Origin of the sequence: Ammoniphilus sp. YIM 78166, from assembly GCF_004522215.1 — a bacterium.
Taxonomy (GTDB): Bacteria; Bacillota; Bacilli; order Aneurinibacillales; family RAOX-1; genus YIM-78166.
Map to the genome: position 1 here is coordinate 842,974 of NZ_SDLR01000002.1, position 13,890 is coordinate 856,863.

Here is a 13,890-nt window from a genome sequence, read left to right on the forward strand (position 1 = left end):
AGTACCCTCATTCCTTTTGTTTATGCCCGCGTTTCCTGAAAACGGCGGATGATTTTCGTGATCACTCGACGCGGGATAAATCGAACACTCGAGGCAAGCAACCAATTTTTTAGACCGGGGATAACCACCGTTTTCCCTTGCTGAAGGCCTTCATACCCTATAACAGCCACTTGTTCCGCGCTCATGCCTTTAAATAGCTTGGAAGCTCGGAAACCGGCGCGCTGTTCAAATCCAGTAGCGGTAGGGCCAGGACAAAGGGCTGTCACTGTTATCCCATAGGGCTCAAGCTCATTAGCAAGAGCTTCGGAAAAAGATAAAACATAAGCCTTCGTTGCATAGTAAACAGCCATCAACGGACCCGGTTGGAAGGAAGCCGTGGATGCGACATTCAGGATTTTCCCGGACTTTCTGCTCATCATCTCAGGGAGAAGCAGCCTGGTTAAATGGGTAAGGGAGGAGATGTTCACCTGGATCATATCCAGGGTTTCTTTTGCCTCCGTTTCGGAAAACAACCCATATAAGCCAAACCCAGCGTTGTTAACGAGAATTTCTATCGGTAAGGCTTTTTGTTGGAGTTCCTCCGCAATCTCAAGGGGAGTCCCAGGAATCGATAAGTCTTTGACAAGTATATGACTTTTTGTGCCGTACATGGATTCCAGCTCTTGGGCCAATTCTTCTAATTTCTTTCTGTTTCGGGCAACCAACACCAGAGCATACCCATTTCGGGCAAAATGCTTCGCGAGTTCATACCCAATTCCGTTTGAAGCGCCTGTAATCAGTACAAATGAAGACAAAACTAGTCACTCCCTCAAAAGCTAGTACATGGTTTTGTCCATTGTATCAAATTACTTAATTACGCGCGCAGCTCCTACATAGTGCTTGTCCCACCAGCCGCTGGCCATGGTGCTGTATTTGACTCCGCCTTCGCCGAACGTATGCAGAACCCGGTTGTTCCCAGCATAGATCCCAACATGTCCGATTCGTTTAACAGAGGTACGCGAATATTTTGTCGTGGCTTTCGTGGAGAAAAATACAAGATCTCCTGGTTTAAGGTTTTTACGCGCGATCGGGGTCCCTGCTCGGTATTGATCTCTCGCCCCACGAGGAAGCTTGATCCCATTTTTTTTATAAACGTATTGTACGAACGAGGAGCAGTCAAATCGGCGGGACGTTTCATATTCTGCCCCGAACTTATAGGGTACGCCGAGAAATTGATGCCCGGTTTTCACAACTTTGGTTCGTAGTGTTTGAATTTGCGTGCTAGTTAAGGAGCTCGTCGTTGCCGTATTAGCAGAAGCTTGTGGAGTAAACCCCAAAACTCCTGTCGTCAGCAGCATCGCGGCAAGGGTAAGATGGAGTAGTTTTTTCATGGACTTGTTCCATCCTCTCGTAGTAGTAGTGTTTTGATTTGGCATTGAAAGTGCTTTTTCCAATAGTAAAGGATTTACTGAGAGGTGAGAACTCCTTAAAAATTACCAACAGTCTTCCAAAATTTGAAAGAGTTCCTTATTGGAACTCTTTCAAATAGGGGTATAGGTGGGGTCTTGAGCGAGATGGATCGCGTACTGAACGGGGCGCTGAATCGATTTGCGGTAAACATTGGAAAGACCGAGCTCTTTGAATATTTCACGTCCCGGCTTAGGATTTACCTCAATTAACCATACATTTCCATCAACATCGACTCCAATATCTAACCCAAATTCCATCATATTCCCAAAGTGCTCTTCAATAATTTCCACAACATGGAAGGCGAGCAACTGGCATTCTTTTTGAATTTCTTTCCCTTTTTCTTTACCAAAACGGGCGAATATCAATTTCTTGAACGGGATCGGTTTGCCCCCATTATGAAGATTGGACGTGGGACTATGCTTAGGTCCTACCCGCACTCCAGCTCCTGTAATTTCCCATTCCCCCCTTTGATTTTTCTGGATGAGCAGTCGAACATCAGCTACTCGATGGGGGATGAGCTCTAGATTCAATCCTTGTTGGATCATAAAGTTTCCATTGCGAATCTTTTCTTTGGAAGCCCATTGCTGAACGGCTGCAACGAGCCCCGCATAGTTGTGGAACGTGGCTGATTTCGTTGCTAAGTTACGCGATCGACCCAAAAAGTGTATGCCGTCCTTCAATCGAGTCAGCCGCATAATACTTCTTCCGCCCGTCCCGTTTCCGGGTTTAATATAAAGGATGGGATATTGAGTTAACATGTCTCTGAGGTTCTCCGTTGTATATTCAACGGTTTTAGGAATCCACTTACTTAACGATTCCTCTTGGGAAAAAAGCTGAGTGGCACTCCATTTATTGGTATAAGGACTGTTGGCATATCGAAATAAATCTTTCTGTTTACGCAAGGCGCGATAGCCAGGCAGCCCTTTCCTGCAACGGTCAATGACAACATCTGGCCAAGGGAAGATTGCACTCTTCCAACCAAATGCAGAGTGTGGGATAAAGCCCTTTATTTTTTTCTCTTCTAGTAAAATATCCTCATGCGAGAATAAGAATATAGTCGCTCCTAATCTACGACCTTCGTATATTAACCCGCGGAGGTAGTTAGGTTCTTCAAATCGGGTTCCCTGTCTCCAGGTTAAAATACCTATAATTGGTTTCCTCATAAAAGAAGACATCTCCTCCAACATAGTCTGTTATATTGTATGTGTGGAAGGGGAATCTGTGAATTCGCTCTGGCAATTGTTTCTTATAAGGATCTTTCTTATAATGAGGGGAGAAAACATCTGCAGGCTAAAGGAGAGAGGAAGACATGTCTAAACCGATCGTAGGCTTTATTGGAGTGGGAGTGATGGGGAAAAGTATGGCCGGCCACTTGTTGAAAGCGGGCTATCCCGTATTGGTTTATACCAGAACCAAGAACAAGGCTCAAGAGCTGATGGAGGAGGGTGCGACTTGGAAGGATACGGTAGCCCAACTCACAGCAGAAGCAGAGGTCATCATTACCATGGTGGGCTACCCAAGTGATGTAGAAGAAACGTACTTAGGTGAAGAGGGGATCCTGGCCCATGCCAAGGCCGGTACGGTCATGGTGGATATGACTACCTCAACCCCATCTCTGGCTCAAAAGATCTATGCGCTGGCCAAAGAAAAAGAGATGATCGCTTTGGATGCCCCGGTTTCGGGAGGGGATGTAGGAGCGAAAGAGGCTCGATTAACGATCATGGTTGGAGGAGATCCGGACGCCTTTGAACGCGTAAGGCCGATTCTTGAAGTCATGGGGAAAAATATTGTGCTACAGGGAAAAGCGGGGGCAGGACAGCATACTAAAATGAGCAATCAAATTGCTATCGCTTCGAATATGATAGGTGTCTGCGAAGCGATGGCTTATGCGAAGAAAGCAGGATTGGATCCAGCTCTGGTTCTGCAGAGTATTGGGGCGGGAGCTGCAGGAAGCTGGTCGCTGAACAATCTGGCCCCACGCATGATGGCGGGTAACTTTGAACCAGGCTTCTATATTAAGCATTTTATCAAGGATATGAACATTGCGCTTCAAGCCGCTGAAGAAATGGGCTTAATGACACCCGGGCTGAAACTTGCCAAGTCATTATATGAGCAGCTAGCTGATCAAGGGGAAGCGGATAGCGGAACGCAAGCCTTATACAAACTTTTCTTACAGGAGTAAAGAAGATGCTTCATGAATTTACGATCACGATTCCCTACGCCATGGCGGATGATTATATCGAGAAGCTGAATCACGCGGGAGTCTATTATGTTTCCTACGATACCCCCATTGAGGTGATTACCACCGAGAATGGCTATGACTATCAGGAAAAGCCAGATGCTCTGGTGGATCTTAAAATCTATGCAGAAGAAGGGGACAGGCCCCATCTACCGGATGCTTATCTAGAATTGATCGGTGAGCTTTTTTCGTTAGAAAAGGATCAAATCGCCTACCAACTCTTGACTGAGGATGCGTGGCAGCAACCTTTCGAAGACATTGATCTGGGAAATGGCTGGATGATCTGTCTACCTGAGCGAGCGGAGCAGTACCAGGATGCTCACTGCATTCGCTTTGATCCTCAAGTGGCTTTTGGCACCGGATTGCATGGGACAACTCAAGATTGCCTGCGTGTGATTTTAGAACAGGACTTTTCCGGTCTTTGTGTAGCTGATCTCGGGACAGGCTCAGGCATCTTAGGCATCGCGGCCGCACTGCGGGGGGCAAGCCGCGTGCTGGCCATTGATATCGAGCCGGTTGCACGCGAAATCGAGTACAATGCTTCCCAGAATGGAGTCGACATTCAAGTGGAGCAACAAGATTTATTGCACGGGGATTACGTATTAAGGAAGGACTTTGATTGGATCTTCATTAATATCGGGGGAGACGAAGCCCTTCAGCTGCTCGAGAGGCATGGCTTGTTAGACGGATTCCATGGAAAGCTCTTGGTGTCTGGGCTAGTAGAGTGGAATACGGCGAAGCTCGAGAGCATGTTGTCGGAAGCGGGCTTCAAAGGGATTCAGCGATTGCAATCCAATGAATGGGTCACGTTCCTTTTCGCAAAAGAGCCTTCTTAGGAAGGGATCCTACTAATACTTTAAGTAGTTGGGGGTAAACTAGGATCAAATTAACCGCTTTGAGGAGTGAAATGGTCTGTGACAGGTTTGTGGATGAAAATCGTGGTTTGCCCTACCGTGATCTTATTTGTGAACTGGATAACAATGGACGTCTATTATCCTAGGTTCTATCAAGCGCTAGTTGTTGGACTTGTTCTAGCCTTTTCCGGTCATATGATGGAAGTCATGTGGCTGCAAAGAGGCAGACTGTGGATGATGACCATCGTGGACTTTTTCGCTAGCGCCGCCATCGTCTTTGTTAGCCAGTTTTTCTTTGCTGGAGCTTATGTATCGATGATTGGAGCTCTCATTGCAGCATCTTTCTTAGCCATAACCGAATATTATCAGCACCGTTGGCTAATCCGTGAAGGAAAAACGGAGAAGGCCACCTAAGGGTGAAGCGAGTTGGCTTCATCCTTTTTTCTGTGGTTTTAGGTTGGTAGGGGGACAAGTGGAAAAAATCCATCTATTTACGATAGAGAAGGCTAGAAGGCGGTGTATAGGTGGATTTTCTCCACCTAAGCAGATTCAAAGCCTCATCACGGAACGATTCCCAGCATAATAGGTGGAGTTTTACCACGTATTCGCTCTTATTTTCCCTTGTTGCTTTAAATAAGTGGAGTTTTTCCACTTTAAGCAGAGGAAAAAGGACCGATCGGACCGGTCGGCCAACCTAGGTAGAGCGGATACCGTACTATTTGCACCCAACGGTAATCATTAAAAAAGAGGGTGCCTAGGGACACCCTGATCTAACTAAAACCACCTGATCACCTCTTTATGAATCGGAATGCCTAAAAATTTATAGGTCTTAATGATATATCGAGCGTCTCTTGGATAGTCGTGAATCTTCGACTTTTCCACCTTAAGCCATTTGAAATCCTTCATTGCTTACCCTCCATGCTAATCCTTGTTTATATGGCAGTGTATTCCTGGTTATACGTTGATGTGAAGAGGGAAAGCGTTACTTTAGGGCGATAGCTTCTTGTTGAGGAGCTTTCGTTGTTTTGTGAAGTTGTGAAAGGGAGATTTTTTTCCTTTTCGCGCGAAGGAAAGTTTCTTGTTTGAAATTGTTGTTGCAGATGTCGATGATATCAGACCAGTTCGCTAGGCTCATCGTACATGCCTCCTTTTAGTTTTATTGTGTTAGATCATAACGAATGAAGAAATTATGATTTCTGTCATTAGTAGAAATATATTATCCTCCAAGTATTATGTTGCCTGAATTTGATAAATTTTTTTTGAAATTGATCCCTACCGACAAATTACATATAGATGCCCTCCAGAGATAACCGCTTTTTCAACGTTTGTGACATTGAAAATCTAAAATTACTTAGAAAGCAAATGGTTTATTCGTAAGGAATACGCCCAATCATTCGCACAAACCAGATCAATTCGCTATAATGGAGGTGCATGAGTTGAACGAGGTGATAACGATTGAGTGGAATTGTAGGATACATAGGTAAACGGAATGCTCAGCCCATCCTGTTGGACTGTTTAGATCAATTAGATTATCGCGGGTATGACTCCGCTGGCATAGCCATTTCAACTGGTACCAGTATAGAAAAAAGAAGAGCGGTAGGAAGGGTAAAGGATCTTAGAACCCACATTCTCCGAGAACCGATTCCTGCGGGAACCATAGGTATTGGACATACCCGCTGGGCGACGCATGGTACCCCATCTGAGCAGAATTCCCATCCTTTGTCGGGGTGTGATCATCGTTACTTAGTTGTCCATAATGGAATTATTGAGAACTACACCGCTTTGAAGAGGGGATTAAAGAAGAGCGGACATACCTTTCGGACGGATACGGATACGGAAGTCATTCCCCATCTGTTAGAGGAGCATGACACGGGAGATTTTGAATCCACCGTACGAGCCGTGCTGCCTTTGCTTAAGGGCTCATTTGCCCTTGCGATCATGTCGCAGCAGCATCCACAAACCATTGTGGCGATCTCCCAAGACAACCCCCTGGTTATTGGATTTGGAAAAGGTGAAACCTTTTTAGCTTCGGATATTCCAGCATTACTTCCTTATACAAGAGAGATCTACCCGATTAAAAATGGAGAAATCGCCATCCTCACTCCGGGCAAGGTGCAATTGACTTCCGTTGATGGGGAAGCAATCGAACCTAAACGAATGCGCGTGGAATGGGATAAGCAAGATGTCCAATTCCAAGACTATGAGCATTACATGCTAAAGGAGATTTTTGAGCAGACCAAGGCAGCGGAAGAAACGCTTGCAGGGCGCTTGACTTCATCAGGCATTCATCTGCCGGAATTAGAAGCAGCCTGGAGTAAAGAACGCGTCCAACAATTAAAAAAGATCGACATTGTGGCGAGCGGAACCTCTTACCATGCTGGGATGATTGGCCGAAAAGTGCTGGAGCAGCTCCTGCAGCTCCCTGTTCACGTTTCCTATTCGTCAGAGTTCAGGGACGATCATCCACCTCTGGATGAAGACAGTCTAATTGTGGTTTTGAGTCAATCTGGTGAAACAGCGGATACTTTATCTGCGCTAAGAGAAGGCAAGCGTTTGAAGTGTCCCACCATTGCGATTACCAATACCGTGGGCAGCACGATCTCGCGTAAAGCGGATTCGACCATCTATACGAAAGCGGGCCCGGAGCTTGCTGTGGCTTCTACCAAGGCCTATACCTCCCAGCTGACGGCGATCATGCTTCTCGCGCTATGGCTCAAAGAACAAAGGGAAGGCCTTGAAGAAGAAATTACCCTTTCCCTGCTTCAATCACTGGCCCGCTTACCAGGAGATATTGATTCGACCTTAATTATGACAAAGGATGCCATTGATCAATTTGCACAAGTCACCTTTGACCAGGAGCATTTGTTTTTAATTGGGCGAGGCTTAGATTATGTTCTGGCCTTAGAAGGGGCTCTGAAGCTGCAGGAAGTAGCTTACATTCATGCGGATGCCTATGCAGCAGGAGAGATGAAGCACGGAACCATGGCTTTAATCACACCCGGTGTTCCCGTAATTGCTTTAGCAACCCAACATCATGTGCTTGATAAAGTCATCAGCAATATTCGCGAGGTGAAAGCTCGAGATGCCTTTGTGATTGGCATCACCACCACCGGAGATGAGCTTCTGGTTGAAGAGGTGGATCAGGTGCTTTATATCCCTGAAACCCATCCCTATTTGATGCCGATCTTGGCCGTGATTCCGCTTCAGTTGCTGGCTTATTATTCAGGAATCGTCCGTGATCATGATGTGGATCGTCCGAGAAATTTGGCGAAGTCTTTGACTGTAGAGTAAGGATAACCATCCTTGCTCTTTTTTTTGTCATTTTTATGCTTCCTTAATAAATGAGATTTTTATTTTTAAATATAGTCAAGCTATCAGTGTGCAATGTGGGACTCACCTTGTCCAACAAAGACATAAATTGCAGTCTTTTAATTTTTTGTAAACGATATTAAAATACAAATGTGATATACTTATTGGTAATTGTGACACATCAATCGATAAGGAGATGAACAAAATGACAATTTTAGTTTGCCAAGAGTGTGAACACACAATCGATTTCATGAAAGATGAAAAGATAAGTGTACTTTACGGAAAGTGTACCTGCTGCCAAAATGAAAAATAAAATTACAAAATAAAAAATGACTAGCGAATGCTTTGACGAGCGCTAGTCATTTTCATATATTCCCTCAAAATAAGATTATTGTGTTGATACTATGAACTACATAAACAAGTGTATAAAGGTGGTTAATTATGGTTTTAACAAAACAGATTCTTAATTCTTTAGATCAGAAGGGAATTGTCGATAAACATACACTCTATCTTGAAATTGATGATCCTCAAATCCCTGATCAATTAGCTTTTTTGTGTGAGCGTAAATATATTAAACAGATTTCGGTGAATGCTTTTGCAATTACTGAAAAAGGAAAAATGACACTATTTAAGCTATTGTAAGCAGAGTGCTCATAACCTTACGTCAGAATCAGTATGGCTGTGTTCGGTCTTATTATTTGTTACACAAAAGGGTGGCGACATAATTGAAACTTCAGAGTCCTAGGGATTGCCAGTAGGCACTTCCTAGGGCTTTACTATTCTAGTTGACTTTCGTTCCTTAAGGCATTTATCTGACCAAGAAACTTCCACGTTCACATGCAGCTTAATAACTTTATATAAAAACAAATTCAATCGATCATCAGTTTGAAATATTGCTAAAATACTAGATGTCATTCACAAAATCGACATAAGTATGTATAATCAATAAAGTATTTTAACGTGGAACCGCTTAAGCAAGCATTCATGAGCATTCAATATATCATCAAGAGGGAAAGGCGGTTAGAATAATGAGATTTTTAGAGATGTTTGTTGCAAAAAGTAATGATTTATTGTGGTCTTATGTAATTATTGCCTCTCTTATTTGTGTCGGGCTGTTCTTTACTTTCCGAACGAAGTGGGTTCAGTTTAGAATGTTTGGGGAGATGATACGTTTACTCGGGGAAGGGGCAAGCCAATCCTCCAAAGGAGGAAAGGAAGTATCCTCATTCGGGGCTTTCTGTATCAGTACCGCTTCGCGAGTAGGTACAGGGAATCTGGCTGGGGTTGCCATTGCGATTACGGCTGGAGGACCCGGAGCTGTTTTCTGGATGTGGCTGATTGCGTTAATTGGTTCGGCATCTGCCTTCATCGAATCTACCTTGGCTCAGATTTATAAGGTCAAGGATAAAGAGAATTTCCGAGGCGGACCGGCTTATTATATGGAAAAAGGCTTGAATAAACGCTGGATGGGTATAGTGTTTGCTATTCTTATTACCTTATGTTTCGGTCTTGTATTCAATTCGGTACAAGCCAACACCATCTCGGTGGCTATGGAATCGGCTTATGGCATTAATCGCATGATTATGGGTGTGATTCTGGCTGCATGTACAGCCTTTATTATCTTTGGTGGTCTAAAGAGAATTGTGCAAGCCTCTCAATTTATCGTTCCTATCATGGCGGGGGGATATGTGATTCTAGCCCTTTATGTGATGATCACGAACATTTCAGAGCTGCCTGCTGTTCTCACCATGATAGTAAGAAGCGCATTTGGCCTTGAACAAATTGCTGGTGGGGGAATGGGCGCTGCGGTCATGATGGGATTAAACGTGGACTGTTCTCGAATGAAGCCGGAATGGGGAGTGCTCCGAATGCAGCGGCTACCGCTCATGTCACGCATCCGGTAAAACAGGGTCTTATCCAATCTCTTGGGGTTTTTGTAGATACTCTATTAGTGTGCAGTGCAACGGCTTTTATCGTCTTGCTATCCGATGCTTACGGAAAAGAGTTAACAGGTATTGAACTCGTTCAAGCCGCTCTCGCTCCTCATATTGGATCTTGGGCAGCTGGATTCATAGCTTTGGCAATTCTCCTATTTGCCTTCAGCTCGGTTGTTGGAAACTATTATTATGGAGAAACGAATATAGAGTTTATTAAAAAGAGTAAAACTTGGCTGCTAATCTACCGCTTTGCTGTTGTGGGGATGGTCTTGTTCGGCTCAGTAGCAAAAGTAGGAATCGTTTGGGATCTAGCTGATCTATTCATGGCCCTAATGGCGATTACAAACTTGATTGCCATTCTTATGTTAGGACGTATTGCGCTAGCCGCTTTAAAAGATTATCAACAGCAAAAGCGGCAGGGAATCGATCCGATCTTCCATGTCTCGAACATTGATGGACTCCAGAATGTAGAGTGTTGGGGAGAACCCACTAAAGGGAATCAACGAAAAGCGGTTTAGATGAGTCGTATCCTACAGTGGTAGCAACTCTCTTGTCTTGAACTACGAATCAAAATTCATCAAGTCCGTGACATCCGGCATTCAAGGTATAAAGGATTATCTAAATAGATTTGAATTTATCTGGAATGAATTTAGATAATATGTATAGGCAAAACCACCCAAGTAATTTGGGTGGTTTTTTGTTTAATAAGCCATTTGGTTATGATAAAGCGGTGCTCCCAGTGCTTTCCAGAGATAGTGTGTTTTGGAGTACGTGTGTTATTCTTTGGTTAAGTTTGTTTATTCCAGCATGGTTTTTGCTGAAACAGCCGGTCTACCTAGTAGCATGTTTACCATGGGTTTACATTGAGGCTGATAGTGCTGAATGGTTGTGATTAATCTTGGTAAGTGAATAACCTAACATTGATTTAGACGAGAATAAACAAATAATGAAAAACGACCGTGTTTCTTCACACTTCCTACATAATTACGGGCTATAATCCATAATAGGTCACGTAATGATTAGAAATAAAGCTTACAGGAGTTGAGGGTATGAAAAAAAATCTCATGAAAGCTGGAATAATAGGTATCGCATCTTTGGTCATTATTGCAGGCTGTACATCGAAAGAGCCGGATACAGCAGCTCCGACGACACCAACAGAAACACCTAATACAGTAAGTGAGCCTGCTTCCAATCAAACACCTTGGGTAGCAACCAAGAATACGACCCGCATCAATACAAATGACCCAACTGAAGCAGCGGTATTGGTATCCCAAACACTTTGGACGTCGACTAATGAACAGAACCGCCCTGGAGCTGTAATTCTAGTAAATCCTGACGATTGGCCAATCGCTGCGGTCAGCGCAAATTTAGTTCATTTTCCTAACAATGGACCTTTATTATTCACCGGTAAAAATGAAATCCCAGAAATCACATTGAATGAAATAAAAAGACTAAATCCAACAGGAGCGCAAGAAAATCAAGGGATTCAAGTGATTTTAGTGGGGGAATTTGATAATCAGGTACAAGAGCAATTGGAAACATTAGGGTTTAAGACGGACCATCTCCAAGCAAGTAGTCCAGCGGATTATGGCAAGGTCATTGACACGTACTATGCAAAGGCGGCAAATGAGATTCCGCAATCCGTTGTAATTGGTTCAATGGATAGTCCTGAATTTACACTACCTGCTGTAAAATGGATTTCTCACATGTCAGAACCTCTACTTCTAGTAAGTAAAGATGAAGTTCCACAAGAAACTGTGGATGCACTCCAAACCCGTAACGGTAAAGCCAATATATATCTTCTGGGACCGGACACCGTGGTATCTTCAGCCGTTGAAGAGCAATTAAAGCAATACGGTAAGGTAACAAGAATTTCTGGTAACGATGCTTATGAGAACGCGATAGCTTTCGCCCAGTTTAAAGATAGTGAAACCCAATTCGGTTGGGGGATAACGAAACCAGGGCATAACCTTTCCTTTATTCCAAGTGGTTCTGCAGGTTTAGCACTGGCGGCAGCTCCATTCTCGCACCTAGGTAAACACGCTCCGATGTTATGGACGGATAACGATAAGATGCCAGCGTCAGTTATGGATTACGTGATGTCTATCCAACCTAAATTTGAGTTAACTCCTTCTGATGGACCTTTTAATCATGCTTGGCTAACAGGGGCTATAGAGAGCTTTACGTTTGATGCTCAGGCAGAGATTGATGATATGCTTGAAATTGTTTCGGCAACCGGAGAAGGGCATGGAGGGCATGGAGCTGGTGGTGGAAACCAAGCAGAAGGCACGGATAAGAAGGGACAACCAGCAGACCATAATAAACATCATTAATCAGCCTAAGGGACCAATTCTGGTCTGGACTAGTTAATTTCGCAGAGCGTTAATTCATAATTGAGTTACGCTCTTTTTTTGTATGTTCCTGAATTTCTAAACTTTTCTTTTTTAAGATGTATTTTTCTCTGGTTGGAAATATTAAGAAGAAAATACTAGTCGCTGGAGTTTTGAAAATGGATTTTCATTATACCGTAATTACTAATAAATCTATTGATGACGCGATTAATTCACTTGAGCAAAATCTGAAGGAGCATAAATTCGGTATCCTATGGCAACTTGACCTCCCAGCTAAGCTTGAAGAAAAAGGTGTTGATACCTATACGAATCCATATCGAATTCTTGAAGTAGTAATCCACACGAAGCAGCAAGAGTTAAAGCGCAATGAATTAGTGGGTTATTTCTTGCCCTGTAAAATTGTTGTTTACGAAAGCGATGGTAAAAGAAAAATAGGGTTGCCTAAACCAACTTCAATGATAAACCTGTTGGATGATGAAGAATTAAAAGAGATTGCCGAAGGTATTGAACAAAACCTAGTTGGAGTGCTGGAAAAAAGTAAGTAAATCGGATCCTAAACAAAAGAGCTTCATCCAACGATATGTGTTGGTTAGAAGCTCCTTTCTGTTTTAAAAACTGTAAGACGCATTCTGTCTAATTTAAAGTAATACCATTCGGTTCGTTACCAACATTGAAAGTAGTAATTACCTTGTTTTCTTTATTATCTATTACACTGACTGTATTATCGAACATATTGGTCACATATACAAACCGATTGTCCGCGCTTGTTACGACCCCGTGAGCGCCATTCCCTACTTCAATAGTCGCTATGACTTGTTTGGTTTGTAAATCTATTTTAGTAATCGTGTTAGACGGCTTATCATGGGTACCTTGATTGGCAACGAAGGCAAATTTATCGTCTGATTGGATATATACCTGTGCTGGACCGTCTCCAACTTTGATTTCTTCAACAGAATCATTGGTTAAATCCACAATAGCTAGAGAGTTTTTGCTATTTAATGTAGTAAGAAGGGTTCTCCCGTCTGATGTTACAGCCGTTGTGACCGGTGTATCTCCCACTTTAATCCGCTTTGTTTCCTTTAAGATATCTAAGTCAATGACACTCACGGTATCTTCAAGCATATTCGCAATATAAGCAAACTTGCTATCTGCGGAGATTCTAAAGCCATGTGGACCGTTTCCGGTGGGGATGTTTTCAGCGATTTGATAAGTACCTAACTCAATCACCGAAACATTGTTATCTTCACTATTGGTTACAAGGGCATACTTGTTATTGGCCGTAAAAACAATGTGGGCTGGGTGTAAGCCTACTTCGACTTTTTTAATTAATTCATTTGTTTCAGCATTGTAAAATAGAGCAAACCCTTTGGATTCATCGTTGTGTCCATGTCCGTCATCTTTATGCCCGTGTTCAGACTCTGGAATGAGAGTAGCTGCTAACGTTTTTCCATCTGGGGACAACTGAACATTATGGACGGAACCCTTTACTTGAATAGTTTCAATAAGGTTGTTTGAATTCGCATCTATTTTAGAAATACCATTGTGATTAGCGGTGAAATAATAGGGGCTTAAGTTGCTCGGTTGTTCTGCAGGAACTTCTGAGGTGACAGGCTCTTCCACCTTTATTTGTTCGTTATTCTGCTCTGGATTTGAATTGGTTTCTGTATTACTACAAGCTCCTAACACGAAAATTGCAACTAAAGCTATGGACAGGATATTGAATTTTTTCATATTGTAACCTCCCATTTTCT

The 13,890-nt window shown here is 43.1% G+C and carries 13 protein-coding genes and 2 pseudogenes; 9 read left to right on the forward strand and 6 right to left on the reverse strand.

Going from position 1 to position 13,890, the window contains the following annotated elements:
- Positions 1-20: 20 nt before the first annotated feature.
- The 3 genes from EIZ58_RS10375 to EIZ58_RS10385 all read right to left on the reverse strand — a co-directional run bounded on the left by EIZ58_RS10375 (position 21) and on the right by EIZ58_RS10385 (position 2,612).
- The gene (locus EIZ58_RS10375; RefSeq protein ID WP_134700570.1) at positions 21-794 is read right to left on the reverse strand and encodes an SDR family NAD(P)-dependent oxidoreductase; all 774 of its coding nucleotides are present in this window, start codon (positions 792-794) and stop codon (positions 21-23) included.
- Between the two features lie 51 nt (positions 795-845).
- On the reverse strand, positions 846-1,370 hold the full coding sequence (locus EIZ58_RS10380; RefSeq protein ID WP_240689002.1) for a C40 family peptidase: 525 nt from the start codon (positions 1,368-1,370) through the stop codon (positions 846-848).
- 150 nt (positions 1,371-1,520) lie between these two features.
- The gene (locus EIZ58_RS10385) at positions 1,521-2,612 is read right to left on the reverse strand and encodes a YheC/YheD family endospore coat-associated protein (protein WP_134700574.1); all 1,092 of its coding nucleotides are present in this window, start codon (positions 2,610-2,612) and stop codon (positions 1,521-1,523) included.
- A 146-nt stretch (positions 2,613-2,758) separates the two neighbouring features.
- On the opposite strand from EIZ58_RS10385, the gene EIZ58_RS10390 reads away from it, so the two are divergent.
- The 3 genes from EIZ58_RS10390 to EIZ58_RS10400 all read left to right on the forward strand — a co-directional run bounded on the left by EIZ58_RS10390 (position 2,759) and on the right by EIZ58_RS10400 (position 4,956).
- Positions 2,759-3,631 carry an NAD(P)-dependent oxidoreductase gene (locus EIZ58_RS10390; protein ID WP_134700575.1) on the forward strand — a complete coding sequence of 291 codons (873 nt, stop codon included), beginning with the start codon at positions 2,759-2,761 and terminating at the stop codon, positions 3,629-3,631.
- 5 nt (positions 3,632-3,636) lie between these two features.
- Entirely contained in the window at positions 3,637-4,524 is an 888-nt protein-coding gene (locus EIZ58_RS10395; protein ID WP_134700577.1) for a 50S ribosomal protein L11 methyltransferase, read from the forward strand.
- A 78-nt stretch (positions 4,525-4,602) separates the two neighbouring features.
- The gene (locus EIZ58_RS10400) at positions 4,603-4,956 is read left to right on the forward strand and encodes a DUF2512 family protein (RefSeq protein WP_134700579.1); all 354 of its coding nucleotides are present in this window, start codon (positions 4,603-4,605) and stop codon (positions 4,954-4,956) included.
- Positions 4,957-5,316: 360 nt separating this feature from the next.
- Here EIZ58_RS10400 and EIZ58_RS34795 read toward each other — a convergent pair whose 3' ends face one another.
- Together EIZ58_RS34795 and EIZ58_RS33245 are read right to left on the reverse strand one after the other, a co-directional pair.
- Entirely contained in the window at positions 5,317-5,448 is a 132-nt protein-coding gene (locus EIZ58_RS34795; protein ID WP_255438240.1) for a hypothetical protein, read from the reverse strand.
- Positions 5,449-5,524: 76 nt separating this feature from the next.
- Positions 5,525-5,677 (reverse strand): hypothetical protein, encoded by a 153-nt coding sequence (locus tag EIZ58_RS33245; RefSeq protein ID WP_167577604.1) that lies wholly within the window; start codon positions 5,675-5,677, stop codon positions 5,525-5,527.
- Positions 5,678-5,997: 320 nt separating this feature from the next.
- On the opposite strand from EIZ58_RS33245, the gene glmS reads away from it, so the two are divergent.
- From glmS to EIZ58_RS10430, 6 genes and pseudogenes are all read left to right on the forward strand, one after another.
- Complete coding sequence (gene glmS / locus EIZ58_RS10405; RefSeq protein ID WP_134700581.1) at positions 5,998-7,833, forward strand: glutamine--fructose-6-phosphate transaminase (isomerizing); 1,836 nt, start codon at positions 5,998-6,000, stop codon at positions 7,831-7,833.
- Positions 7,834-8,056: 223 nt separating this feature from the next.
- Positions 8,057-8,149: pseudogene (locus tag EIZ58_RS10410) on the forward strand (GapA-binding peptide SR1P); the annotation flags it as partial.
- A gap of 143 nt (positions 8,150-8,292) precedes the next feature.
- Positions 8,293-8,493 carry a hypothetical protein gene (locus tag EIZ58_RS10415; protein ID WP_134700584.1) on the forward strand — a complete coding sequence of 67 codons (201 nt, stop codon included), beginning with the start codon at positions 8,293-8,295 and terminating at the stop codon, positions 8,491-8,493.
- A gap of 386 nt (positions 8,494-8,879) precedes the next feature.
- Positions 8,880-10,306: pseudogene (locus EIZ58_RS10420) on the forward strand (alanine/glycine:cation symporter family protein).
- Positions 10,307-10,837: 531 nt separating this feature from the next.
- Positions 10,838-12,121 carry a cell wall-binding repeat-containing protein gene (locus tag EIZ58_RS10425; protein ID WP_205672137.1) on the forward strand — a complete coding sequence of 428 codons (1,284 nt, stop codon included), beginning with the start codon at positions 10,838-10,840 and terminating at the stop codon, positions 12,119-12,121.
- A gap of 176 nt (positions 12,122-12,297) precedes the next feature.
- The gene (locus EIZ58_RS10430) at positions 12,298-12,684 is read left to right on the forward strand and encodes a DUF302 domain-containing protein (RefSeq protein ID WP_134700586.1); all 387 of its coding nucleotides are present in this window, start codon (positions 12,298-12,300) and stop codon (positions 12,682-12,684) included.
- An 88-nt stretch (positions 12,685-12,772) separates the two neighbouring features.
- Here EIZ58_RS10430 and EIZ58_RS10435 read toward each other — a convergent pair whose 3' ends face one another.
- Entirely contained in the window at positions 12,773-13,870 is a 1,098-nt protein-coding gene (locus EIZ58_RS10435; RefSeq protein WP_134700588.1) for a YncE family protein, read from the reverse strand.
- Positions 13,871-13,890: the final 20 nt, after the last annotated feature.